The sequence below is a fragment of the Nocardioides stalactiti genome, assembly GCF_014180715.1.
Classification (GTDB): Bacteria; Actinomycetota; Actinomycetes; order Propionibacteriales; family Nocardioidaceae; genus Nocardioides; species Nocardioides stalactiti.
On the sequence record NZ_JACEFC010000080.1, the window covers coordinates 1 to 21,813 of the forward strand.

The 21,813-nt window shown below is 71.4% G+C and carries 17 protein-coding genes; 7 read left to right on the forward strand and 10 right to left on the reverse strand.

All coding sequences use genetic code 11. The features are described 5' to 3' along the window. The 3 genes from H0487_RS15360 to H0487_RS15370 all read left to right on the forward strand — a co-directional run. Positions 1-1,192 (forward strand): patatin-like phospholipase family protein (locus H0487_RS15360; RefSeq protein WP_183095109.1); only part of this gene is annotated, 1,192 nt, incomplete at its 5' end. Positions 1,193-1,351: 159 nt separating this feature from the next. Beyond that, complete coding sequence (locus H0487_RS15365) at positions 1,352-3,229, forward strand: acyltransferase family protein (RefSeq protein WP_183095110.1); 1,878 nt, start codon at positions 1,352-1,354, stop codon at positions 3,227-3,229. Positions 3,230-3,320: 91 nt separating this feature from the next. Further along, complete coding sequence (locus H0487_RS15370) at positions 3,321-4,052, forward strand: SDR family NAD(P)-dependent oxidoreductase (RefSeq protein WP_183095111.1); 732 nt, start codon at positions 3,321-3,323, stop codon at positions 4,050-4,052. Positions 4,053-4,272: 220 nt separating this feature from the next. Here H0487_RS15370 and cls read toward each other — a convergent pair whose 3' ends face one another. The 9 genes from cls to H0487_RS15415 form a co-directional block, all read right to left on the reverse strand. Next, the gene (gene cls, locus H0487_RS15375; protein WP_183095112.1) at positions 4,273-5,742 is read right to left on the reverse strand and encodes a cardiolipin synthase; all 1,470 of its coding nucleotides are present in this window, start codon (positions 5,740-5,742) and stop codon (positions 4,273-4,275) included. 26 nt (positions 5,743-5,768) lie between these two features. Further along, complete coding sequence (atzF, locus tag H0487_RS15380) at positions 5,769-7,550, reverse strand: allophanate hydrolase (RefSeq protein ID WP_183095113.1); 1,782 nt, start codon at positions 7,548-7,550, stop codon at positions 5,769-5,771. Then, positions 7,547-8,257: a biuret amidohydrolase gene (gene biuH / locus H0487_RS15385; protein WP_183095114.1), complete on the reverse strand. Its 711-nt coding sequence runs from the start codon at positions 8,255-8,257 to the stop codon at positions 7,547-7,549. The genes atzF and biuH overlap by 4 nt, the downstream gene beginning before the upstream one ends. 11 nt (positions 8,258-8,268) lie before the next feature. Continuing rightward, positions 8,269-8,817 (reverse strand): cysteine hydrolase family protein, encoded by a 549-nt coding sequence (locus H0487_RS15390; RefSeq protein ID WP_183095115.1) that lies wholly within the window; start codon positions 8,815-8,817, stop codon positions 8,269-8,271. A 12-nt stretch (positions 8,818-8,829) separates the two neighbouring features. After that, on the reverse strand, positions 8,830-9,984 hold the full coding sequence (locus H0487_RS15395) for a BMP family ABC transporter substrate-binding protein (protein WP_183095116.1): 1,155 nt from the start codon (positions 9,982-9,984) through the stop codon (positions 8,830-8,832). A 111-nt stretch (positions 9,985-10,095) separates the two neighbouring features. Beyond that, the gene (locus tag H0487_RS15400) at positions 10,096-11,016 is read right to left on the reverse strand and encodes an ABC transporter permease (protein ID WP_183095117.1); all 921 of its coding nucleotides are present in this window, start codon (positions 11,014-11,016) and stop codon (positions 10,096-10,098) included. Next, the gene (locus H0487_RS15405) at positions 11,013-12,083 is read right to left on the reverse strand and encodes an ABC transporter permease (protein WP_183095118.1); all 1,071 of its coding nucleotides are present in this window, start codon (positions 12,081-12,083) and stop codon (positions 11,013-11,015) included. Before H0487_RS15405 ends, H0487_RS15400 begins: the two co-directional genes overlap by 4 nt. Beyond that, positions 12,080-13,591, reverse strand: coding sequence for an ABC transporter ATP-binding protein (locus H0487_RS15410; RefSeq protein ID WP_183095119.1), 1,512 nt, complete (start codon positions 13,589-13,591; stop codon positions 12,080-12,082). Before H0487_RS15410 ends, H0487_RS15405 begins: the two co-directional genes overlap by 4 nt. A 2-nt stretch (positions 13,592-13,593) precedes the next feature. Beyond that, a complete protein-coding gene (locus H0487_RS15415; protein WP_183095120.1) occupies positions 13,594-14,310 on the reverse strand; it encodes a GntR family transcriptional regulator in 717 nt (238 codons plus the stop codon). A gap of 163 nt (positions 14,311-14,473) precedes the next feature. Here H0487_RS15415 and H0487_RS15420 point away from each other — a divergent pair, with 163 nt between their 5' ends. Together H0487_RS15420 and H0487_RS15425 are read left to right on the forward strand one after the other, a co-directional pair. Beyond that, entirely contained in the window at positions 14,474-15,115 is a 642-nt protein-coding gene (locus H0487_RS15420; RefSeq protein WP_183095121.1) for an alpha/beta fold hydrolase, read from the forward strand. 69 nt (positions 15,116-15,184) lie between these two features. Next, on the forward strand, positions 15,185-15,865 hold the full coding sequence (locus tag H0487_RS15425; RefSeq protein ID WP_183095122.1) for a Crp/Fnr family transcriptional regulator: 681 nt from the start codon (positions 15,185-15,187) through the stop codon (positions 15,863-15,865). On the opposite strand, the gene H0487_RS15430 is transcribed toward H0487_RS15425, so the two are convergent. Then, positions 15,856-19,134: an ATP-binding protein gene (locus tag H0487_RS15430; protein WP_183095123.1), complete on the reverse strand. Its 3,279-nt coding sequence runs from the start codon at positions 19,132-19,134 to the stop codon at positions 15,856-15,858. The genes H0487_RS15425 and H0487_RS15430 overlap by 10 nt on opposite strands. A gap of 84 nt (positions 19,135-19,218) precedes the next feature. Between H0487_RS15430 and H0487_RS15435 the strand changes: the two genes are divergently transcribed. Continuing rightward, on the forward strand, positions 19,219-19,938 hold the full coding sequence (locus H0487_RS15435) for a PIG-L deacetylase family protein (protein ID WP_183095124.1): 720 nt from the start codon (positions 19,219-19,221) through the stop codon (positions 19,936-19,938). Beyond that, positions 19,935-21,707, forward strand: a complete 1,773-nt coding sequence (locus tag H0487_RS15440; RefSeq protein ID WP_183095125.1) for an alpha/beta fold hydrolase — start codon at positions 19,935-19,937, stop codon at positions 21,705-21,707. The genes H0487_RS15435 and H0487_RS15440 overlap by 4 nt, the downstream gene beginning before the upstream one ends. Positions 21,708-21,813 lie beyond the last annotated feature (106 nt).

Genomic DNA, 21,813 nt, shown 5'->3' on the forward strand with positions numbered 1-21,813 from the left:
GCCCGACGCCGAGGTCGGCTGCAAGAGCCTGGTCCTCATTCTCGGCGGCGGCGGCGGTGCCGGGTTCGTCTACCTCGGCGCCGTGCAGCGTCTGGTCGAGGCCGGCCTGGTCCCCGACTACCTGATCGGCGGTTCGATCGGCGCCGTCCTCGGCAGCGTGATGGTCCGCGAGCTGCCGATCCCGTTCGAGGACTACTTCGCGTTCGCCCAGTCCCTGACCTACCGCTCCCTGCTCGGCCCCGAGCCGCTGCGGCGACGGCACGGCCTCACCAGCGTGATGTCCCTGCGGTACGACGAGTTCGCCGCGGCCATGTTCGAGGGGCCGGACGGGCGGCAGCTGCGGATGCGGGACACCGCGATCCCGTTCGACACGGTCGTGGCCGGGGTGCACCGCGAGCTCTTCAAGCGGCTGCCGGCGTCGTTCCGCCGCCAGGAGCTCGCCTACCTCCAGCTGCGCTCGATGCCGGTCCGCCCGATCGGCCTGGGCCCGCAGATGGTCCGCCGCCTCTGGCAGGTGGCCTCGTTCATCGACACCCGGATGGTCAAGCCGATCGTGCTGGGCGACGACGAGCTCACCCGCGAGCTCACCATCGTCGACGCGGCGTCGTTCTCGGCCGCGATCCCGGGCGTGCTCCACCACGAGACGAGCGACCCGGCGATGGTGCCGCTGCTCGACGAGCTCCTCGAGCGCCGGGACGTCGCCGCGCTCGTCGACGGAGGCGCAGCGAGCAACGTGCCGGCCGAGCAGGCCTGGATCAAGGTGCAGCGCGGCCGGATCGGCACCCGCAACGCGACCTACCTGGCGCTGGACTGCTTCCACCCCCAGCTCGACCCGCGGCACCTCTGGCTGACCCCGATCACGCGGGCGGTCAACCTCCAGATGGTGCGCAACGCGCCGTACTGCGACTACCTGCTGGAGACGTCGCCGACCCTCTCCCCGCTGACCCTCGCGCCCAACGCGAGGTCGCTCGAGCAGGCGATCTCCTGGGGACGGGCCTCGGCCGAGCAGGCGATCCCGTTCGTGCTCAAGATGCAGGAGCCGGTCTGGTGGGCGGGCGACGCGCCGTCGTACGAACGGGTCTCGCGACGGGCGATCATCCGCGGCAAGGCACCGGCGATGAAGCCGATCATCGAGGCAGCACGGGCGTCCCGGGCGCGGATGCGGTCGTGGCGGGACCGTCACTTCACGTGACGGGGCCTACGGTGAGACTGACGGGAGCCTGACGTGAGAGAGAACACGCGGCAGGCAATGTCTCGAAAGTTCGTTGCAGACGCCGGATAAGTGGACGATTGTTCTTGCTCCCCCAGCACGCCCCTGAAACACGATCAGCCTCGAAGGACCCTCCCCGTCATGCCCCCGGCTCCGCCCGTCAGCACCGTCAGTGCCGTCAGCCGGGCCACCCGCACCCGGGTGCCCGGACTGGACGCCCTGCGTGCCGTCGCGGTGATCGCGGTCGTCGGCTACCACCTGGGATCGCCGGTCCTCGGGGGCGGTTTCCTCGGGGTGACCCTGTTCTTCGTGCTGTCGGGCTACCTGATCACCCGGTTGCTGCTCGGCGAGATCGAGAGCCGCGGCTCGGCGGACATCGGCGCGTTCTGGCTGCGACGGCTCCGCCGACTGCTGCCCGCCGCCTACGTCGTGGTGATCGTCAGTCTCGCGGCCTCGATGCTCTTCGCCCCCGAGCTGTTGTCGAAGGTGCGCGGCGACGGCTTCGCCGCCCTCTTCTACGGCAGCAACTGGTGGATGATCTTCCACGAGGTCTCCTACTTCGACTCCTTCGGGCTGCCCTCGCCCCTGGCGCACCTGTGGACCCTCGCGATCGAGGAGCAGTTCTACGTCGCCTGGCCGCTGGTCCTGCTCGCGCTGCTGATCCTGGTGCGCAAGAAGGACGCGATCCTCGCGACCGTCGGCGGGCTGGTGCTGGTCTCGACGACGCTGATGGCGGTCCTCTACGACCCGGCCACCGACCCCAACCGCAGCTACATGGGCACCGACACCCGGATGGCCGAGCTGCTCATCGGGGCGTTCCTCGCCCTCGCGCTGCACTACGCGGCCGACAACGAGTCGTGGCTGACGCCGCGGATGGAGTCGGTCCTCGACAGCCGCCGTGCGTGGCTGGCGCTCCTGACGTCGTCGGGCTGCTGGCTGCTGCTCGTCGTGGCGCTGTCCGACACCGCGGCGTTCGCCTACCGCGGCGGCATCCTCATCGCCGCGGTCGCCTCGGCCGGCATGATCCTGGCGCTCCAGGCCCCGGCGATCGCGCGGTACGCCGTGCGGGTCGACCGCGGCCTCGTCGGCGCGGTGGGACGGCGCTCCTACTCGATCTACCTGTGGCACTACCCGGTGCTGGTGGCGTTCTCCACCGCCCAGACCATCGGCGACTACTCGCGCGGGCGCAGCATCGCGATCATCCTGGTCACCCTGCTGTGCGCGGAGGCGTCGTACCGCCTGGTCGAGGGTCCCGTACGACGCCTCGGCTTCAAGGAGGTCACCCGGCGGGCGACGGCGGGGATCCGCGGCCTGCCGCAACGCTGGCGCCGCCCGGCGTTCGTCGCCGCGGTCACCCCGGCGCTGCTGGCCTGCCTCGCGCTGGCGGGCGTCAACATGCCGCCGCCGTCCCAGCACGGGCCGACGACCGTCATCACCGGGTCCGCGCCGGTGGGCAGCGACACGGGTCCCCCGCCGCTCCCGATCGTCCCCCGGGCCGCGCACCTGCCCCAGCACCCGAAGCCGTGGCTCTCGCCCACCGCGCCGCTGCGCGGCCGGCACACGGTGGCGATCGGCGACTCGCTGATGATCAACCTGGCACCGGCGCTCGGTGACGAGGTCCCCAAGATCACCATCAACGCCGAGGTGGGTCGGCAGCCGTGGACCGGGCTCGAGGTCGCGGCGTCCTACAGCCAGTTCAACCGTCCGGGCGGCAACTACATCCTCGGGATCGGCACCAACGGCGCGATCGACGCCGCGGCGCTGGCGCGCTTCTGCGAGGAGCACGAGAACGCGCGGGTCTTCCTCATCACCCCGCGCGTCGACCGCACCTGGGAGAGCACGAGCGTCGCGGCGATCGAGTCGGTCGCACGCCGCTTCGACAACGTGCGGGTCGTCGACTTCCACGAGGCGGCGGCCGGCCACCCGGGCTACTTCACCTCCGACGGGGTCCACCTCACCAGCGACGGGGTCAAGGTGCTGGTGCGGCTGATCGTGGCCGCGGCGACCCGGCCGGCCTGACCAGGCACGCCCAGCACTTCCCGTCGAACTAGAACGTGTTCTAATCTGCTCCGGGTGCGGACGCCGTCCGCCCAGGACCGAGGAGAACCCGATGACCGACCAGCCCCGCGCCCAGCGCTTCACCGACAAGCGCGTGGTCGTGACCGGCGCCTCCGGCGGCCTCGGCAGGACAGTCGCCGAGCTGTTCCGCGCCGAGGGCGCCCGCGTCATCGGCACCGACGTCGCGCCGGGTGAGAGCGTCGTCGCCTGCGACCTCTCCGACGACGCCGCGCGCGACGCCTTCGTCACCGACGCCCTCACCGAGCTCGGCGGCCTCGACGTGCTCTGCAACGTGGCCGGCATCCAGCGGTTCGCCGAGCTCGGCACGCTGACCGCCGCCGGACTGCGCCAGCACTTCGACGTCAACGCCCTGGCCCCGATCCTGCTGGCCCAGGGCTTCGCCGACGCGCTCGTCGAGAGCAAGGGCAACATCGTCTCGGTCGCCTCCATCTCCTCGGTGATGGGCCAGCCCTACAACGCGCAGTACTGCGCGTCCAAGGCCGCCCTCCTCCTCGGCATGCGGTCCCTGGCCGTCGAGTTCGGCACCCGGGGCGTACGGGTCAACTGCGTCTCCCCCGGCGGCATCGACACCCCGATGATCCACGCGGCCGCACACGGCCTGCCGGAGAGCACCGACTGGAACCTGATCGCCAAGAGCCAGTCCGTCATGCCCGGCTTCATGCCGCCGATCGAGGTCGCCGAGAACCTGCTCTACCTGGCCTCCGACGCCGCCGCCTCGGTGACCGGCGCCAACCTGGTGGTCGACCGCGGCGTCGTCTGGTGAGCCCGCCGAATCGCCCCCCTTGCCGGGCCGAATCGCCCACCTTGCCGGGCCGAATCGCCCACCTTGCCGGGCCGAACAGCCAATCCTGCCCACATGCCGCGCCGCACCACCCGCCAGTGCCATCTCGCGCCCGCAACAGGGGCAACTCGCGCCGGCAAGAGGGGCAACTCGCGCCGGCAAGAGGGGCGACTCGCGCCGGCAAGGGGGGCGAGTCGGCGGGTTACTGGAGGGACGCGGTGAGCCGCATGACGTTGTCGACGTACTTGGCGCCGGGGGAACGCTGGCGCCACTCCTCCAGGGTCAGCTCCCGGGAGAGGGCGCGGTAGGTGTCCTCCACCTCGCGGAGGGCGGCGACGACCTCGCCGTGCGGGAGCATCAGCGAGATCTCGAAGTTGAGGCCGAACGAGCGCAGGTCCATGTTGCTCGAGCCGACGACCGCGACCGTGTCGTCGATCGTGAAGTGCTTCGCGTGGAGGACGTACGGCGCCGGGTAGCGGTAGATCCGGACCCCGGCAGCCAGCAGCGCCTTGTAGTAGGAGGCCTGCGCGTGGCCGACCATGAACTGGTCCGACACCTCGCTGACGAACAGCTCCACCTCGACCCCGCGCTGCGCGGCCGTCGTCACGGCATAGAGCAGCGACTCGTCCGGGACGAAGTACGGCGAGGTGAGCGAGATCCGCCGTTCGGCGGAGTAGAGGAGCGCGGTGAACATCCGCAGGTTGTTCTCCTTGACGATGCCCGGCCCGCTCGGCACCACCTGGCACGGCACCTCGAAGATCTCGTCCGGTCGCCGGTCCGGCGCGCCGTGGACCGGCACCAGGTCGACGGTCTCCTCGGTCTCGACGAACCAGTCGGTCGCGAAGACCGCGTTGAGAGCCCCGACGACCGGCCCCTCCAGCCGCACCATCAGCTCGACCCACTCGCGGCCGAGCCGGTGGTTCTTCGGGCTGTGGTAGCCGGGCTCGGTCAGGTTGAGCGAGCCGGTGAAGCCGACGCTGCCGTCGACGACGAGCAGCTTGCGGTGGTTGCGCAGGTCGGGTCGCCGGAACCGTCCGCGCAACGGCTGGATCGGGAGCATCGGGTGCCAGTCGATCCCGGACCTCCGCAGCCGTCCGATCATCCGGTGGTAGCCCTTGAGCCGGCGCGAGCCCAGGTGGTCGAACAGCAGCCGTACGACGACGCCGCGCTCCGTCGCGCGGACCAGCGCCTGGAAGAGCGGGTCGGTCACCTCGTCCCAGGCGGTGATGTAGAACTCCACGTGCACGAACGACCGCGCGCGGTCGACCTCGGCTGCCATCTCGTGGATCACCCCGGCGTAGTCCGGCCACAGCTGGACCTCGTTGCCGCCGCTCATCGGCAGCGCGCCGAGCCGCTCGTTGAGCGCGACGATGCTCTGCAGCTGGGGGCTGAGCATGTCCTCGTCGAACCCCAGGTCGAGCCCGTCGGTCCGCACCCGGACCGCGGCGATGGCCTCCTGCTGGCGCGCCACCCGCCGGCGCTCGAGCCGGGCCCGGAAGAACAGGAAGATCGTGAAGCCGATGATCGGCTCGATGAGGATGAGCAGCAGCCACGCCATCCCGGTCGACGGCTTGCGGTTGCCGGGGATCACGCCGAGGGCGACGAAGCGGAGCAGGATGTCGAGGACGAGCACGACCCAACCGAGGGTCGACGTCGGGACCGGCAGGGTCATGCCCGCACCCTAGGGTCCGCAGTGGGTCAACCGGCGGAGGTCGACTCCAGGTAGGCGGCCCATCCTCCGTGATCACTGATGTCCTCGGCGCCGTCGAGGACCCAGGGCTCGCAGACGAAGCCGTGGACCATCGAGCCGTCGACCAGCTCGACCTGCCCGATCGCCAGCGGCGAGGCGACCTGCGCCAGGAACCTGCCCACCTCCGTCAGCGGCACCCGGTACACCTCGACCGCGATCTCGGCTCCCCCCGCCTCGACCCGACGGAGCCCGGGTTTGGGCGGCACGGCCCCGGGCAGTCGATAGAGCCGGTAGCGGGGAGCGGTACGGGTGCGGACGACCAGCTCCGCACCGAGATCGACCAGCTGACCGTGCAACGGGAAGCCGGCCAGGTGCGCGCCGACCACGGCGAGGTCGAGGGCCTCGCCCCCCGAGGTCGGACGGGCCGCCGCGGGCACGGTGGACTCGGCCAGGAGGGCCTCGATCGCCGCCCCCACAGCGGCGACCCTCCCGTCCTTGCCCGCGGCGGCCTGCACGGTCACCCCGAAGGGGTGTCCCCCTGGCCCGCGGCCGGCCGGCACCGCGACGGCACAGAGATCGAGGAGGTTGGTGAAGGTGGTGAACCGACCGAGCCGGGTGTTCAGCGCCACCGGGTCGGCGAGCATCTCGGCGATCTCGAACGTCCCGGTCACGGTCGGCGTGAGCAGCACGTCGATCCCGGCCAGCGCCTTGGCGACGGTCCGACGACGCTCGCGCATCCGGTCCAGCGCGGTGAAGGTGTCCACCCCGGAGATCGCTTCAGCGCCCCGGAGCACCTCGTGGATGACCGGCAGCACCTGGTCGCGCCGAGGTCCCACGAATCCCTCGATCCCCGACAGACGCTCCGCCAGCCACGCGCCGCCGTAGAGCTGGTCACCTGCGTCGAAGAACGGCTCCATCCCCACCGGTACCAGGACGGACCCGGCTGCGGCCAGCTTGCCGAGCAGCTCCTCCCAGCACGATCGCTCGCCCCGAGCCCCCCAGGCGTCGATCACGTCGGGGACGCCGATCCGGAGGCCCGCGACGGGGCTCGGCGACACTCCCGGCGACGGCACCGGCAACGGGCGGGAGAACGGGTCGAGGTCGTCGTAGGCGGCGATCGCCGCCAGCACGGTGGTGGCGTCACCGACCGTCAGCGCGAACACGGACGGGCAGTCCAAGGACCGGCAGGCCGGCACCACTCCCCGTGTGCTGACCAGTCCTCGGGAGGGCTTGGTCCCCACCACCCCGTTGAGTGCCGCCGGCACGCGGCCGCTCCCCGCCGTGTCGGTGCCCACAGCGAACGACACCAGGCCGGCGGCGACCGCCACCGCCGAGCCCGAGCTCGAGCCACCGGAGATCAACCGCGGGTCCGCGACCGAGGTCGGTACGCCGTACGGACTTCGGGTGCCGTTGAGCCCGGTCGCGAACTGGTCGAGGTTGGTCTTGCCGATCAGCAACGCACCAGCAGCGACCAGCCGATCCACCAGCGGCGCGGACGCGTCCGGCGCGTAGGCGAACCCCGGACACCCGGCGGTCGTGAGGGTCCCGAGCGCGTCGATGTTGTCCTTGACGGCGAACGGAACACCCCACAGGGGGGAGTCACGGGTCGCCGGGTCCAGGCCGGCGGCGGCCGCACGGACGAGGTCGGGCTCGACGAGCGAGATCCACACACCGTCCGCACCACGGACCGCGATCCGGTCCAGCACGTCCTCGACCACGCCGAGCGGCGTGAGTGCCCCGGACAGGTAGCCCTCCTGGAGCGCCGACAGGTCCAGTGGAGGCAGGGTCATGCGGCGCCGGCCTTCACCCCGAGGACCTCCAGGAGGGCGGAGGACGGAGCGATGGCGCCGAAGACGCCACCCTGCATCGTGACCATCTTCAGGGCCGCCTCGTAGTTGCCGCGGTCCGTCGCACCGGTGCAGTCGGTGAGGAGCAGGCACTCGTAGCCGCGGTCGTTGGCGTCGCGCATCGTCGTGTGCACACACACGTCGGTCGTGATGCCGGTGAAGATCAGGTGCGTGATCCCTCGCGTCCTCAGCAGCAGGTCGAGGTCGGTGGCGTAGAAGGACCCCTTGCCGGGCTTGTCGATGATCAGCTCACCGTCGATGGGCGCGACCTCGGGGACGATCTCCCACCCGGGCTCGCCGCGGGTGAGGATCCTGCCGCACGGACCGTCGGAGCCGATCCCGGCGCCGATCTGCTGGCTGCGCCACAGCTTGTTGGGCGGGCAGTCCGCCAGGTCGGGACGGTGGCCCTCCCGGGTGTGGACGACGAACATGCCGACCGACCGCGCGGCCGCGAGGACCGCCTGGGTCGCCGGGAGGCCCGCCCGGGTCAGGGACAGGTCGTACCCCATCCGGTCGACGTAGCCACCGGGGCCGCAGAAGTCGACCTGCCAGTCGATGTTGATGAGGGCGGTCGAGCGCGGGGCGAACGAGCCGTCGTACGGCCAGGAGTAGGGCTGCGCGTCCACGGGGCCGAAGGTGGTGGTCTGCATGGGGATTCCTTTCAGGCGGAGCGGAGGGCGTCATGGAGCTCGGCGCGGAAGCCGACCGCGCCGAAGATCCCCCCGGACATCTCGATCTGAGAACGTGCGGCGCGGGCGAGGCTCGCGTCGAAGGGTTGGCACGCGTCGAGCACCAGGAGGCACTCGTAGCCGCGGTCGTTGGCTGACCGCATCGTGGAGTGGACGCTCGTCTCGAGCCACGCTCCACTCAGCAGCAGCTGGTCGCGGGAGCCGCGGCGCAGGAGGTCGTCCAACGAGCTCCCGTAGAAGCCGTCCACACCCGCCGCGTCGACGACGACGTCGGCACCGACGTCGGCGCGCAGGTCACGATGCCCGGCCGAGCGGTCGGGCGGAGTCGTGGTCACCTGGACCACCACCCCACCCGCCGCGCGCACCCGCATCGCCGTCGCCCGCACCACCTGCCACAGCTCCCGGTCCGGGACGTCCTCACCACTCGTGCGCGGGCTGACCGCGACGAGCGCGAGCCGCGCCGGGTCGAGCCGGCCGTCCCACGGCCAGGGATAGGGAGTGGTGCGAGCGACGGTCGACATGTCAGGAGCCGGTCACTGAGCGAGGTTGCCGACGACACCCTGGACGAAGAAGTCCATCGCGTCGTTCTCGGCATAGGTCGGGATCACGCCTTCCTCGATCTCGACCTCCCCGTCCTGGTCGAGGACCGGGCCCGCGAAGGGCGAGCCCTCCTCGGTCCCGAGCCAGGCCTGGGCGTCCTCGATCGCTGCGATGGTCTCCTCGGAGACCCCGGGTCCGTACGGCGCGAGCACGAACGGGTTGGTCCCGGTCTTGTAACCGACCCGGAAGTTGTCGTTGTACCCGCTGCCGACGAAGTCGCCGTCGACGACCGTCTGCACGATGTCGGTGTAGACCGGGCCCCAGTCCCAGACCGCGCCGGTGAGCCAGCCCTCGGGGGCGAGCTCGGAGGCGTCGGCGTGGTAGCCGACCGTCATCGCGCCGGCCTTCTCGGCCGCCTGGATCACCGTCGAGGTGCAGTCCTGGTGCTGGGTGAGGACGTCGACGCCCTCGGCGAGCAGGCTCTCGGCGGCGGCCTGCTGCTTGCCGGGGTCGCACCAGGAGGACGTGCTCACCGTGATCGTCTCGACGTCCGGGTTGACCGACTGGGCCCCGCGCTCGAACGCGTTGATGTTCGCGATCGTCTGCGGGATCGGGAAAGCGTAGACGTAGCCCAGCTTGTCGCTCTCGGTGGCCGCGCCGGCCGCGATCCCGGCGAGGTACATGGGCTCGTACACCGTCCCGAAGTACGTGCCTGAGTTCTCCGGGATGTCGGTCGTGATCGTGTTGCCCTGCTGCACGACGACGACGTCCGGGTTCTCCTCGGCGACCTTGAGCGCCGCATCGAGATGGCCGTAGCTGGTCGCGAAGATCAGCTTCGCGCCGTCATCGATCATCCGCTGCATGGTCGTCGCGGCCGAGTCGTCCTCGGGAACGTTCTCGGCGAGCATGACCTCCAGGTCGGGGAAGGCGTCCTCGACCGCCTGGCTGCCTTCGTAGACCGCCTGGTTGTAGCCGAAGTCGTCCTTGGGACCGACGGTGATGAAGCCGACGGCCGGGGTGTCCTTGCCAGGCTCGTCGGAGCCGGACCCACTGGACTCCGTGGCCGACGAGCAGCCGGCGACGACGAGCGCGGCGCAGGCGAGCCCCACACCCACCGCCCAGCGAGGGGTAGATTGACGTACGGACATGGGATCTCTCCTTTGTTCACGCACCGCGCCTCGGCCTGATGAGTTGTCCAGCTCCTGTGGCCGGAGGCGCGGTGTCCTTCTCGGGCGTTTCCTTGGGTGGGTAGGACGGGCTCAGCCGGAGGGCGGAGCATTCTCGAAGACCCGTTTGAGCTCGGCCGGTGAGGCCGACAGGGTCCGCTTGCCGAGGACGGTGAGGACCGCGAGGGTCAGCACGAACGGAACGGCGTCCAGCAAGAACTGGTTGATCTCGAAGGCGCGGGCCTGGAGCGCCGGGCCGAGGGCGATCGCACACCCGAAGAGGTAGGCCCCGCCGAGCACCCGCCACGGACTCCAGGTCGCGAAGATGACCAGCGCGACCGCGATGAACCCCCTGCCGGCCACCATGTTCTCGAACCAGGCGTTGGCGTAGGCGGTGGCGAGGTGCGCGCCACCCATCCCCGCGAGGACGCCGCCGGCCGTCACGGCACCGATCCGCATCGCATCGACGCTGTAGCCGTGCACCGTGAGCGAGTCGGCGCGCTCGCCCGCGGTGCGCACCAGCAGGCCGATCCGGGTCTTGAACAGGACGAACCAGACGGTGGGCACGAGCACGTAGCCGAGGTAGAGGAGCGGGTCGTGCTGGAACAGCACCGGACCGAGCACCGGCAGGTCACTGAGCAACGGGATCTCCCAGGTGTCGAACCCGACGACCGGCTGACCGACGTACGTGGCACCGAACAACGAGGTGAGACCGAGGGCGAGGAACAGCAGGCTGAGCCCGGAGGCGAACTGGCTGGCTCCTCGGCGGACCACCAGGTAGCCGTGCAGGAGGGCGAGCGCGCCACCGGCAGCGGCCCCGGCGAGGACACCGACCCACGGGTTCCCCGTCTCCACCCCGACCGCGTAGGAGCCGAGTGCCCCGACGAGCATCGAACCCTCGGTCCCGAGGTTGATCACTCCCGCGCGCTCCGAGACCGTCTCCCCCACCCCGGCGTACATGATCGAGGTGCCCCCACTGACACCGCCGCTGAGGACGTCGACGAACAGGCTCATGCGGTGGCCTTCTTTCGCTGGGCCGTGAACCCGAGGACGGCGATGAGGATGAGGGCGGTGAGGACGTGGATCGATGCCGCCGGTACGCCGGCGTCGAGCTGCAGGCTGTCGCTGCTGACCGACAGCGCAGCGAACACGAACGCCGCGACGAGGATCGGGAACGGCTGGTGCCGGGCGAGCCAGCAGGCGAGGAACGAGGTGTAGCCCAGCTGGTACCCGAAGCTGGCCCGGAGCTTGTACTCGACACCGGCGAACTGGATCATGCCGGCCAGACCAGCGAGCGCCCCTCCGATCAGGAGGGCCGAGAGGATCAGCACCGGGACGTTGAGCCCCGAGCGGCGGGCCGCCTCGGCGTTGCCGCCCGCCACCGAGATCTTGAAGCCCCACTTCGTCCGAGTGAGGACCACGAAGACCACGACGGCCAAGCCGATCGCGAGCACCAGCCCCATGTTGACCTGGGTCCCCGAGATGACCGGGAGCTTCGCGACGTCGACGAGCTCCTTGGTCGCGGGCTGCCCGGTCGGGCTCTCGCGCCACGGCTGGTAGATGAGGAAGAGCAGCAGGTCCAGGGCGACGAAGTTGAGGAGCAGGGTGCTGATCGCCTCGTTGACGCCGGCGACCAGGCGCATCGCCGCGGCGAGCCCGGCCCACAGGGCCCCGGCGAGCATCGCGCAGACGATCATCGCGCCGAGGATCACCCCACCGGACGCCGTGTCCCCCAGGAAGAGGGAGGCGCCGCAGGCGCCGACACCGCCCATGATGATCTGGCCCTCGCCGCCGACGTTCGTCAGTCCCGCGCGAGCAGGGACGGCGACCGCGAGCGCCCCGAGGACGAGGGGCGTCATCTGGACGAAGATCTCCTGCAGCGGCCGCGACCGGAGGAAGGTCGTCTCCCAGATCCCCGTGTAGGCGGTGATCGGGTTCGCTCCCTTGAGCAGCAGCAGGACGCTGAACAGGACCAGAGCGACGCTGAGGGCGCCCACCCAGCGGGCGATCACAGGCACGACGCGGGCCACCACGGGGACGGTCCGGACCTCCGCGTCCGCGACCTTGGCCTCGGCGCTCATGCGGCACCCCCGGTCATCAGGCTCCCGATCGACTGCCGGTCGAAGGCTGCGGGCAGCACCTCACCGGAGATGTGGCCGTCGTGCATGACCAGGATCCGGTCGGCGAGGCTCATCAGCTCGTCGAGGTCCTCGCTGACGACGAGGACGCCGGCGCCGGCGTCCCTGCGCTCGAGCAGGATCTCCTGGGTCCGCCGTACGTTCGCGATGTCGAGTCCCCGGCTCGGATAGGCGGCCACGACGAGGCTCGCGTCGAGCGCGAGCTCGCGGGTGAGCACGACCCGCTGGATGTTGCCGCCGGACAGGTCGGAGACACGACGGTGGCCAGCGGCGATCCGTAGCCCGAGCCGGTCGTCGGCGTCCTGGGTGGTGCCACGGACCCTGCGCCAGTCGATCCCGAGCCGCTTGCTCGGCAGTGGACGGCCGTTGAGCGCCATGTGCGCGATCACGTCGAGACGGGACACCACGGAGTCAGCGACCGGGTCCTCGGGCACGCTCGCCACCCCCGCCGCCAGCGCTGCTTGGGGTGATCGCACCGGTTCACCGTTCACGAGCACCTTGCCCGCGCGCGGGCGCCGGAGACCGAGCGCGACCTCGCACAGCTCGCGCTGGCCGCTCCCCGCCACTCCGGCGATCCCGACCAGCTCGCCGGGACGCACGACGAGGTCGACGCCCTTGAGGGCCCGGTGTCCCCCGTCCCCGTCGCAGTCGATCCCGATCAGCTCGAGCGCCGGTACGACGTGCCTCGCCTCGGTCCGACCGGGCGGCCGCTGCAGGTCGGCGACGCTGCGTCCGACCATCGCCTCGACCAGCTCGCCGTCGGAGTGGTCGCCCGGGTTGATGTTGGTGAGGACCGCACGGCCACCCCGCAGCACCGTCGCCTGGTCGGCGATCGCCCGGACCTCGTCGAGCTTGTGCGTGACGATCACGACGCCGAAGTCCTGCGAGCGCAGGTGCTCGACCACGCCGAACAGTGCTTCCACCTCCTGCGGGGCGAGCACGCTGGTCGGTTCGTCCAGGATCACCAACCGGGCGCCGGTCATCAGCACCTTGAGGATCTCGACGCGCTGCCGCTCGCCGATGGACAGGTGCCCGACCCGCGCCGAGCTGTCGACGGCCAGGCCGAACCGTGCGCTGGCCTCGTCGATCCGCGCCTTGAGCGCGCCCAGACGTAGCCGGAGACCTCCCGGGATGGCCAGCGCGACGTTCTCCGCAACGGTGAGGGCCGGCACCAGCCGCAGGTCCTGGAAGACCATCCCGATGCCCAGTCGCCGAGCGTCGGAGGGCGAGCCGATCACCGCCTCCTTGCCGTCGAAGACGAGCTGCCCGGCGTCCGGGTGGTAGACGCCGTAGATCATCTTCAGCAGCGTGCTCTTGCCGGCGCCGTTCTCGCCGACGAGGGCGTGGACCTGGCCCGGCCACACCTCGAGGCTGACGTCGGTGTTGGCGTGGATGTCACCGAAGCTCTTGGAGAGCCCGATCACTTCGAGCAAGGGGTGGCGATGGTTCATGGTCAGGCTCCTCGAAGTCGGCGGCCACGCAGCGAACGTTGACGGATCGCCTCAGCGGCGCGCTGCTCGACGACGTCCAGGGAGACTCCGATGTGCTCCCTGAGCCGGTCGACGGCAAGCGCGATGTCGTTGTCGAGGACGGCCTCGACGATCCCGAGATGTTCTGCGATGGAGGACTCGATGCGGTCCTCGGTGAGGAAGTCGAAGGTGCGGACGGGTCGGATCCGGACGTTGACCGCCTCCAGGGTCTCCGCCATCGCCAGGTTGCCGGAGGACCGCAGGAGCGCGAGGTGGAAGCCCTCGTCGAGCTCGATGAAGGAGCCGTCGGCGGCCGGCGGGGCGTCCTGGATCGCCAGCCAGTCCTCGCGCAGGTCCACCAACGCATCGCGGTCGTGCTGGATGCCCGGCTCCAGCGCCCGGGTGAGGCCGCGGATCTCCAGGGTCAGCCGGAGCTCGTAGAGGTCGCGGATGTCGAAGAGGTCGATCTCGGCGACGTAGTAGCCGCCGTCGTTGAAGCGCTTCAGCAGGCGGTCCGCGTGCAGCCGGACGAAGGCTTCGCGCACCGGCGTCCGGGACACCGACAGCTGTTCGGCCAGAGGCTCCTCGGCCAGGCGCTGGCCCGTCGGGAACTCTCCCAGCATGACCATCTTCCGGATCTGCGTGTACGCGCGCTCGCGCAGCAGCTGCGCCGCTGAGGCCCGTGTCGCACTGGTGTTCACGCCGGCGCCTCTCCCTTCCGTCCTGGCCGTCCGCGCGCCGTATGCCGCGCTGTATACAAGGCTGGACACGCAATGTTTCGGAGCCTCGTGATCACCTGTGACGTTTGCGTGAACCGGTCCGGACAGTCGCGGCAAGACCCCCGCGCTCCCCTACGTTGAGCCCGTGCCTGCTCCTGTCCGCGTCGTCCTCGTGCACGGGACCGCGACGTCCCCGGCGGTGTGGGACCGCCTGGTTCCCTACCTCGAGGGGTACGACGTGCAGACGCCGCAGCGGCCCCGGACCGGCGATCTCGTGCGCGAGGCCGACTGGCTGGCCGACCTCGCGCGGGGATCCTGGCTGGTCGGGATGAGCGGCGGCGCGACCCTCGGGCTCGCGGTGGTCGCCGGCGGCACGCCGCTCGCCGGAGCCGTGCTGCACGAACCGGCGGTGGGCAGCCTCTGCCCGGACCTGCTCGCCCCCGTCGCCGCAGCGTTCGACCGCGGCGGGACGCAGGGGTTGGCCCGTGCGCTCTACGGCGACTCCTGGACGCCGAGCATGGTGGAGACCGACGACCCGACGACGGCCGCCGAGCTGGCGATGTTCCGAGAGTTCGAGCCGGGTCCGCCCTCGGCGGCCGCAGGCGAGGTGGTGGTCACCGTCGGCGCGTCGTCCCCCGAGCCTCGCCATCGGGCCGCGCGCGCTCTCGCCGAGCGGTGGGGATACGCGACCCGACCGGTGCCCGGCGCCGCGCACTTCGCGGCATGGGACCACCCCCAGGCGTTCGCGGGTGTCGTCCGGGCCGCGTTGACCTGCGCGAGGGCGTAGCAAGCTCGACCACCGGCAACCGTCCCCAGGTGCGTCGACCCGCCACCCCGAACCCGGTAGCGTCCCAGCATGACGGCACCGGGCGCGGGTCTGAGCGTCGGCTTCTTCGACGAGATCGACCCCGCGGACCGGGAGGCGATCTCGTCCCGCGCACGCCTGCGCCGCTGGAGCACCGGCGAGGCGCTGATGCGCGAGGGGCAGGCCGGCACGGAGGTGCTCGTGCTGGTGTCGGGGCGGGCGAAGGTCACCTACCTGACCAAGGAGGGCCGCGAGGTGATCCTGGACTTCCGCGGACCCGGTGACCTGCTCGGCGAGATGGCCGTGGTGGACGGCAACCCCCGCTCGAGCTCGGTCCAGGCGATCGAGCCGGTCGAGGCGCTGGCCCTGCCGGCAGCCGACTTCCGGGCACTGGTCGCCCAGAGCCCGACCCTGTCGACCCGACTGCTGCAGAACATGATCCGGCGGTTCCGGGACTCCGACCGCAAGGTGGTCGAGTTCGGAGCCTCCCACGCCGTCGGGCGGGTCGCCGCCCGCCTGGTGGAGATGGTGGAGCGCTTCGGGACCGCGACGCCGGCCGGGCACGTGATCGACCTGCCCATCTCGCAGGACGAGCTGGCCAGCTGGACCGGAGCCTCACGGGAGGCCGTCGCCAAGGCACTCCAGACGCTCCGCGGGCTCGGCCTGGTCTCCACCGACCGACGCAGCTACACCGTGCACGACCTGGAGGGCCTCAAGCAGCGCTACCTGTGACCGTCGGTCGCGAGGTCGAGCACGGCGGCGACCTCCTGCTCCGCCGTACGCCAGCCGTGGCGCCGCGCTGCTTCGCCCACGCTCGCCAGCAGCACGCGGGCGCCGTCGGCGTCGCCCGAGGCGATGCTGGTCCGGGCGATCGCGAGGTAGGACCGGTAGCCGTCCAGGAAGAGGGCGCCCGGGGGTGCGGTGATCGTCGCGAGCACCTCCTTGGCCCGCGCCAACGCCACCGCCGCTCCCTCGAGGTCCCCGACCAGCTGACGGGCCAGGGCGAGGTGGCTGGCCGCCCGGAAGGAGCGGTGCGGGCTCTGGATCGCCTCGGAGTGCAGCAGCGCGCTCTCCAGCACCCCGATCGCCTCCCCGGCCCGACCCTGCTCGATCAGGTGCGACCCGAGGCTCGCGCCGAGCCAGGCCGACCACTCGGGGGTCGTCTGCGCGCCGATCGTGACCACCGCCGCGTGCACTGCTGCCACCGCAGCGTCGGGGTCGCCCCCGGCCCGGTCGATCCAGGACCTCGCCTCGAGCGTGAGCGCTGTCGAGAGCCGGTCGGCGGCGAAGCGGGCGTTGATCTCCGTCGCTTGGTCGATACGGGCTCTGGCGCCCGCGAGGTCACCCCGGGCCAGCGGTACCGACGCTCCCTCGATGTAGGCCCACTGGAGCAGGTAGACGTCGCCGGCGCGCTCCTGGACCTCGACGATCTCGGCCACCGTCCGTTCGAGAAGCTCCAGGTCGCCCACCTGGAGGGCCGCCAGCTTGAGGCAGTCGAGCGCCGTCCCCAGCACCCGGTCCTGGCCGGTCCCGCGGGCGATGTCGAGCGCGCGCTGGGCCAGGTCGAGGCCCAGGTCGAAGCGGAGCCGGTTGAGGTGGATCAGCGACATCCGGCTGAGCGCGCTGACCTGGGTGGCTCGGTCGTCCTGTCGCTCGGCGATCTGCAGCGCCGCCTCGTGGAGACCGATCGCCTCCTCGTAACCATGGGTGCGGATCAGCCAGCCGAGATCGTCGAGCGCGAGCATCTCGATCCCGGTGTCGCCGACCAGCCTCGCGCCGTCGAGCGATCGACGCAGGTCCTCCGCGCCCCCCGCGTAGTCGCCGACGCGACCTCGTACACAACCGCGCAGCCACCACAGCTCGGGCATCTGGGTGCGGGCCGCCGCCGGGTCGAGCGATCCCGCGGCCGCGAGGGCGAGGTCGAGCTGGTTCAGCGCCTCGTCCATCGCGACGACGTGCTGCGCGGCGATCGCGGCGAGCCGGTGGTAGCGGACGGCCTCGGCCGGATGGCCCGCAGCGCTGTGGTGCCGGGCGAGGACGGCGGCGTGCTCGACCGAGGCGTCCTCGACGAGGTCCTCGATGGCTGCTGCCACCCGCGCGTGCAGGTCGGCCCGGCCACGGCGCAGCATGCTCGTGTAGGCGGTCTCCTGGATCAGCGGGTGGCTGAACCGGTGGTCGGCGCCCGCCGACGCCTCGAACAGGCCGAGCCGGGTGAGGTTGGCCAACGAGTCAGACGACAGGTCGGCGCCGACGACCCGGCCCAACAGCGGGAGGTCGAACTCCCGCCCGATCACTGCAGCCGAGCTCAACAGGTCGCGATCGCCCGGGGAGAGCCGGTCGATGCGGGCCAGCACCACCCGTTCGACGGTCTCGGGCACCTCGACGGCGACGGTGGGGTCGAACACCCAGCCGCCCCGCGACTCGACGATCGCGCCGGTGTCCTGCAGGGACCGGAGCAGCTCTCGCAGGTAGAAGGGATTGCCCTCGGCACGGCCGAGGAGGACCGACTCGAGCTCGTCGGGGAGGGTCCCCTCGCCGACGAGGTCGGCGATCAGGCCGAGCTCGTCGTGGCGCTCCAGCGGGGACAGGCTGAGCTCGGTGCAGCGCTGCGGGCGGCTCCGAACTGCTCGTTCCCTCAAGGTCCACGCCGCACGTTCCGTCTCGGGTCGCATCGCGAGCACCAGCAGCACCGGCACGGCGTCGCCGAGCTCCTCGGCCAGCTGGTCGACGAGGCGCAGCGACGCCGCGTCCGCCCAGTGCAGGTCGTCGAGCACGACCGCGACCGGTCCGAGTGCGGCCAGTCCCTCGACCAGCTCGATGAACGCGTCGATCACCACCTGCAGGACGGACTCGGCCGAGAGCGAGGCCACCCGCGAGGCGAGGTCACCGGTCGGCGTCAGCCCGAGGATCATGCCCAGCACCGGGGCGCACTCGTCGGCACGCTCCGGGCCGACGAGTGCGGCGACGGCGTCGCGCACCTTCGCGAACGAGTCGACATCGCGGCCCAGGGCCTGCCGCAGCACCTGTCGGAAGGGGACGTAGGGCTCGTCGATTCCGTAGGAGACGCAGGTGCCGGTGAGCCAGATCGGCCGCGGACCCAGCGGATCGGCGGCCTCGAAGATCGCACGGAGCTCGTTGAGGAACCGGGTCTTCCCGATGCCGGCCTGCCCGGTCACGAAGGCGACCCGCGAACCTCCCGCGCGCACGCCGGCCAGGACCTCAGCGGCCACCGCCACCTCGCGGTCCCGCCCGACCAGCCGTGCTTCCGCGCCCGGCCCGTCCTGCCGGCGATCGGCTCGAGCGACCAGCGCGTGACGCGCCAGGACTGCGTCGGCCTTGCCCTTGAGGCTGAGCGGGCGCAGCTCACCCCAGTCGAAGGCTTCGCTGACGAGCCGGTGGGTGACCGGCCCGACCAGCACACCGCCGGCGTCGGCGGCCCCCTCCAGACGCGCGGCCGTGTTGAGGCAGTCCCCGCTGGCGTCGTACTGCACCTGGCTGCCGGCGCGCACCTCACCGAGAACGGCGAGCCCCGTCTCGATCCCCACCCGCACGCGCAGGCCCGTCACTCCCCATCGGTCGGCGGCGTCGGCGGCGTAACCGCGCATCCGCTGCACGAGGAGCAGCCCGGCGAGCACTGCTCGCTCGGCGTCGTCCTCGTGCGCCGTAGGGGCCCCGAACAGGCCGAGCACCCCGTCCCCCGCGGTGCCCCGCACGGTCCCGCCGAGCTCCTCGATCGCCGCACCCATGACAGCGAGCGCACCTCCGGTGAGGTCGCGGAAGTCCTCGGGGTCCAGGGCCTCCCCGAGCTGGGTGGAACCGGCAAGGTCGGCGAAGAGCGCGGTGATGACCCGGCGCTCCGACCGACGGGACCCCGGGGTCGGGGTGCGGATCGGTGCCGGGCTCGCGTTCGGCGTCGGCACGAGGGTGGCGCCGCAGTACGCACAGAACCTGGCTTCGGGGGGAAGCTCCCTGCCGCACTGCGGGCATCCTTGGGCTCCCACGTCCGGAGTATAGGGCCGCTTGCCGGCACGGCTCCGTGTACGAATACATAGAGGGGAGCCCCGCCGCGGACCTACTCTCCGAACATGTCCCACCCGCCGGCAGTGATCCTGTCCCCGCACCTCGACGACGCTGTGCTGTCCTGCTGGCACGTCCTCTGCGGCCCCGGCGACGTCCGGGTGATCAACGTGTTCGCCGGCTCGCCCCCGCCGGGGTCGGGTGCGTCGTGGTGGGACCAGCAGACGGGTGCCACCGACTCGGCTGCTCGGATGGAGGAGCGCCGCGCCGAGGACGCAGAGGCGATCGCCGTGGCCGGGCGATCGGCGATCCACCTGGACTTCCTCGACCAGCAGTACGAGCCCGCGGGACAGTCCGTCGGCGGCATCGTGGCGAGGCTGCGCGACCTGATCGACGCTGACGTCGTTGTCTACGCCCCCGCAGCGCTCGGCGACCACGCCGACCACGAGCGGGTCCGGCGTGCGGCCGTCGAGCTGGCCGCGTCCGGTCAACGCGTGCGGCTCTACGCCGACCACCCCCACGCCGTACGTCGCGGGTGGCCCGCCTGGATCAACGGGACGGACACCGCCTCCGCACGCGAGGCGGCTGCGCAGTGGGAGCGCCGGCTCCGCGAGGTCGGACTGACCCGGGCGCGGCCGACCCTGCACCACCTCGACGACGCCGAACGGGAACGGAAGCTGAAGGCGGTCTCCGCCTACCGGACCCAGGTCCCTGGCCTCGGCGCGGACTTCGGCGAGCTCGACGGCTTCCCCGCCTTTCCCCTCGAGATCGTCTGGACCCTGTCATGAGGCTCGTCGCGAGAACTGGCAAGGCGCCGTCCGAGCAGACCCGTGCTGCTCATCCCGACACCGAGGGCTTCATCGAGCGCGACGGAGTCAGGGTCTTCTACGAGGTCTACGGCCACGGTGATCCGACCATCCTGTTCTGCCCCACCTGGACCCTCGTGCACTCGCGGGTCTGGAAGATGCAGATCGCCTACCTCGCCCGCCACTACCGCGTCATCGTGTTCGACCCGCGCGGCAACGGCCGCTCCGACCGGCCGCGGACCCGGGAGGCCTACGCCGAGGCGGAGTTCGCGCAGGACGCTGTCGACGTGCTCGACGCGACCGGCACGGAGCAGGCCTTCGTCGTCGGCCTCTCGCGTGGAACCCAACGTGCCCTGCTGCTGGGTGCCGAGCACCCCGAACGCGTGCTGGGCCTGGTCTTCGTCGGCCCCTTCTTCCCGGTCAGCCGGACCCTCCGTTCGCTGCGCTGGCGGGTCATGTCGAGCCCCCGGCTGGCACCGCTCTTCTTCCGCAAGCCGATCAGCACCCGGGGCTTCCTCGCCTTCAACGCCGTGCACCTGCGCAGCAACTTCCGCGCGTTCGTCGAGTGGTTCGCGGCGACCGCGACCGCGGAGCCGCACTCGACGAAGGGCTTCGACGACGTCGTGGGCTGGGCCCTCGAGGGCGATCCGGAGAGCCTGATCCTGGCCACGGTCGCCGACGGGGCGACGCCGATCACCCGGCGCGACCAGACCGCGCTCGCACAGAAGGTCCAGTGCCCCGTGCTGGTGATCAGCGGCACGCACGACAAGTTGACGCCCCATGCGGACGCCAAGGAGCTGGCCCGGGTGACCGGCGGCCGCCTCCTCGCGGTCGAGGGTGGGGACCACGCACCGCAGGGGCGCCACCCGGTCCTCGTCAACCACGCGATCCGCGAGTTCATGGATCCCACGTTCCGGCCAGGCGTCAGCGGCAAGCGGTCGGGCGGGCGACCGCGGGCCCTCTTCATCAGCTCCCCCATCGGCCTCGGGCACGCACGCCGGGACGTGGCCATCGCCCAGGAGCTGCGGCGGCTCGTCCCCGACCTACAGATCGACTGGCTCGCCCAGGACCCGGTCACCCGGGTACTCGCCGACGAGGGCGAGCGGCTCCACCCCGCGAGCGCGTTCCTCGCGAGCGAGTCCGGACACATCGAGGCGGAGTCTGCCGAGCACGACCTGCACGCCTTCCAGGCGATCCGGCGGATGGACGAGATCCTCATGGCCAACTTCATGGTGTTCGACGACCTCGTCCGCGAGGAGAAGTACGACCTCTGGGTCGGCGACGAGGCCTGGGAGCTGGACTACCACCTGCACGAGAACCCGAGCCTCAAGCGGGCGCCGTTCGCCTGGCTCACCGACTTCGTGGGCTGGCTGCCGATGCCCGAGGGCGGGGAGCGGGAGTCGTTCCTGGCCACCGACTACAACGCGGAGATGGTCGAGCACATCGCCCGGCAGCCACAGGTCCGCGACCGGTCGATCTTCGTCGGCAACCCCGACGACGTCGTCGAGCACGGGCTCGGTGCCGGGCTGCCGACGATCCGGGACTGGACCGAGCAGCACTTCGACTTCACCGGCTACGTGACCGGCTTCGACCAGGCCGACCTGGGCGATCGTGAGCGCCTGCGGCACGAGCTCGGCTACCGGCCCGACGAGCAGGTCTGCCTCGTCACCGTCGGGGGGTCAGGCGTCGGGGGGCACCTGCTGAGCAAGGTGATGGCGTCGTTCCCGGCCGCTACTAGACGATTCCCGTAGGACCGGCGTCCGGCCAGACTCGGTCCAGGTGCTCGGCGGGATGCTCTTCTTGCGGCTGCCCACCCGCGGTTGTGGGTGTGGCTCTCTTGCGGTTTGCGTGCCGCCG

Coding starts and splice junctions, on each gene's coding strand:
- H0487_RS15365 (WP_183095110.1), top strand. CDS start 1,352: ATGCCCCCGGCTCCGCCCGTCAGCACCGTCAGTGCCGTCAGCCGGGCC.
- H0487_RS15425 (WP_183095122.1), top strand. CDS start 15,185: ATGACGGCACCGGGCGCGGGTCTGAGCGTCGGCTTCTTCGACGAGATC.
- H0487_RS15395 (WP_183095116.1), bottom strand. CDS start 9,984: ATGTCCGTACGTCAATCTACCCCTCGCTGGGCGGTGGGTGTGGGGCTC.
- cls (WP_183095112.1), bottom strand. CDS start 5,742: ATGACCCTGCCGGTCCCGACGTCGACCCTCGGTTGGGTCGTGCTCGTC.
- H0487_RS15405 (WP_183095118.1), bottom strand. CDS start 12,083: ATGAGCGCCGAGGCCAAGGTCGCGGACGCGGAGGTCCGGACCGTCCCC.
- H0487_RS15410 (WP_183095119.1), bottom strand. CDS start 13,591: ATGAACCATCGCCACCCCTTGCTCGAAGTGATCGGGCTCTCCAAGAGC.
- H0487_RS15400 (WP_183095117.1), bottom strand. CDS start 11,016: ATGAGCCTGTTCGTCGACGTCCTCAGCGGCGGTGTCAGTGGGGGCACC.
- H0487_RS15435 (WP_183095124.1), top strand. CDS start 19,219: ATGTCCCACCCGCCGGCAGTGATCCTGTCCCCGCACCTCGACGACGCT.
- H0487_RS15440 (WP_183095125.1), top strand. CDS start 19,935: ATGAGGCTCGTCGCGAGAACTGGCAAGGCGCCGTCCGAGCAGACCCGT.
- biuH (WP_183095114.1), bottom strand. CDS start 8,257: ATGCAGACCACCACCTTCGGCCCCGTGGACGCGCAGCCCTACTCCTGG.
- H0487_RS15370 (WP_183095111.1), top strand. CDS start 3,321: ATGACCGACCAGCCCCGCGCCCAGCGCTTCACCGACAAGCGCGTGGTC.
- atzF (WP_183095113.1), bottom strand. CDS start 7,550: ATGACCCTGCCTCCACTGGACCTGTCGGCGCTCCAGGAGGGCTACCTG.
- H0487_RS15390 (WP_183095115.1), bottom strand. CDS start 8,817: ATGTCGACCGTCGCTCGCACCACTCCCTATCCCTGGCCGTGGGACGGC.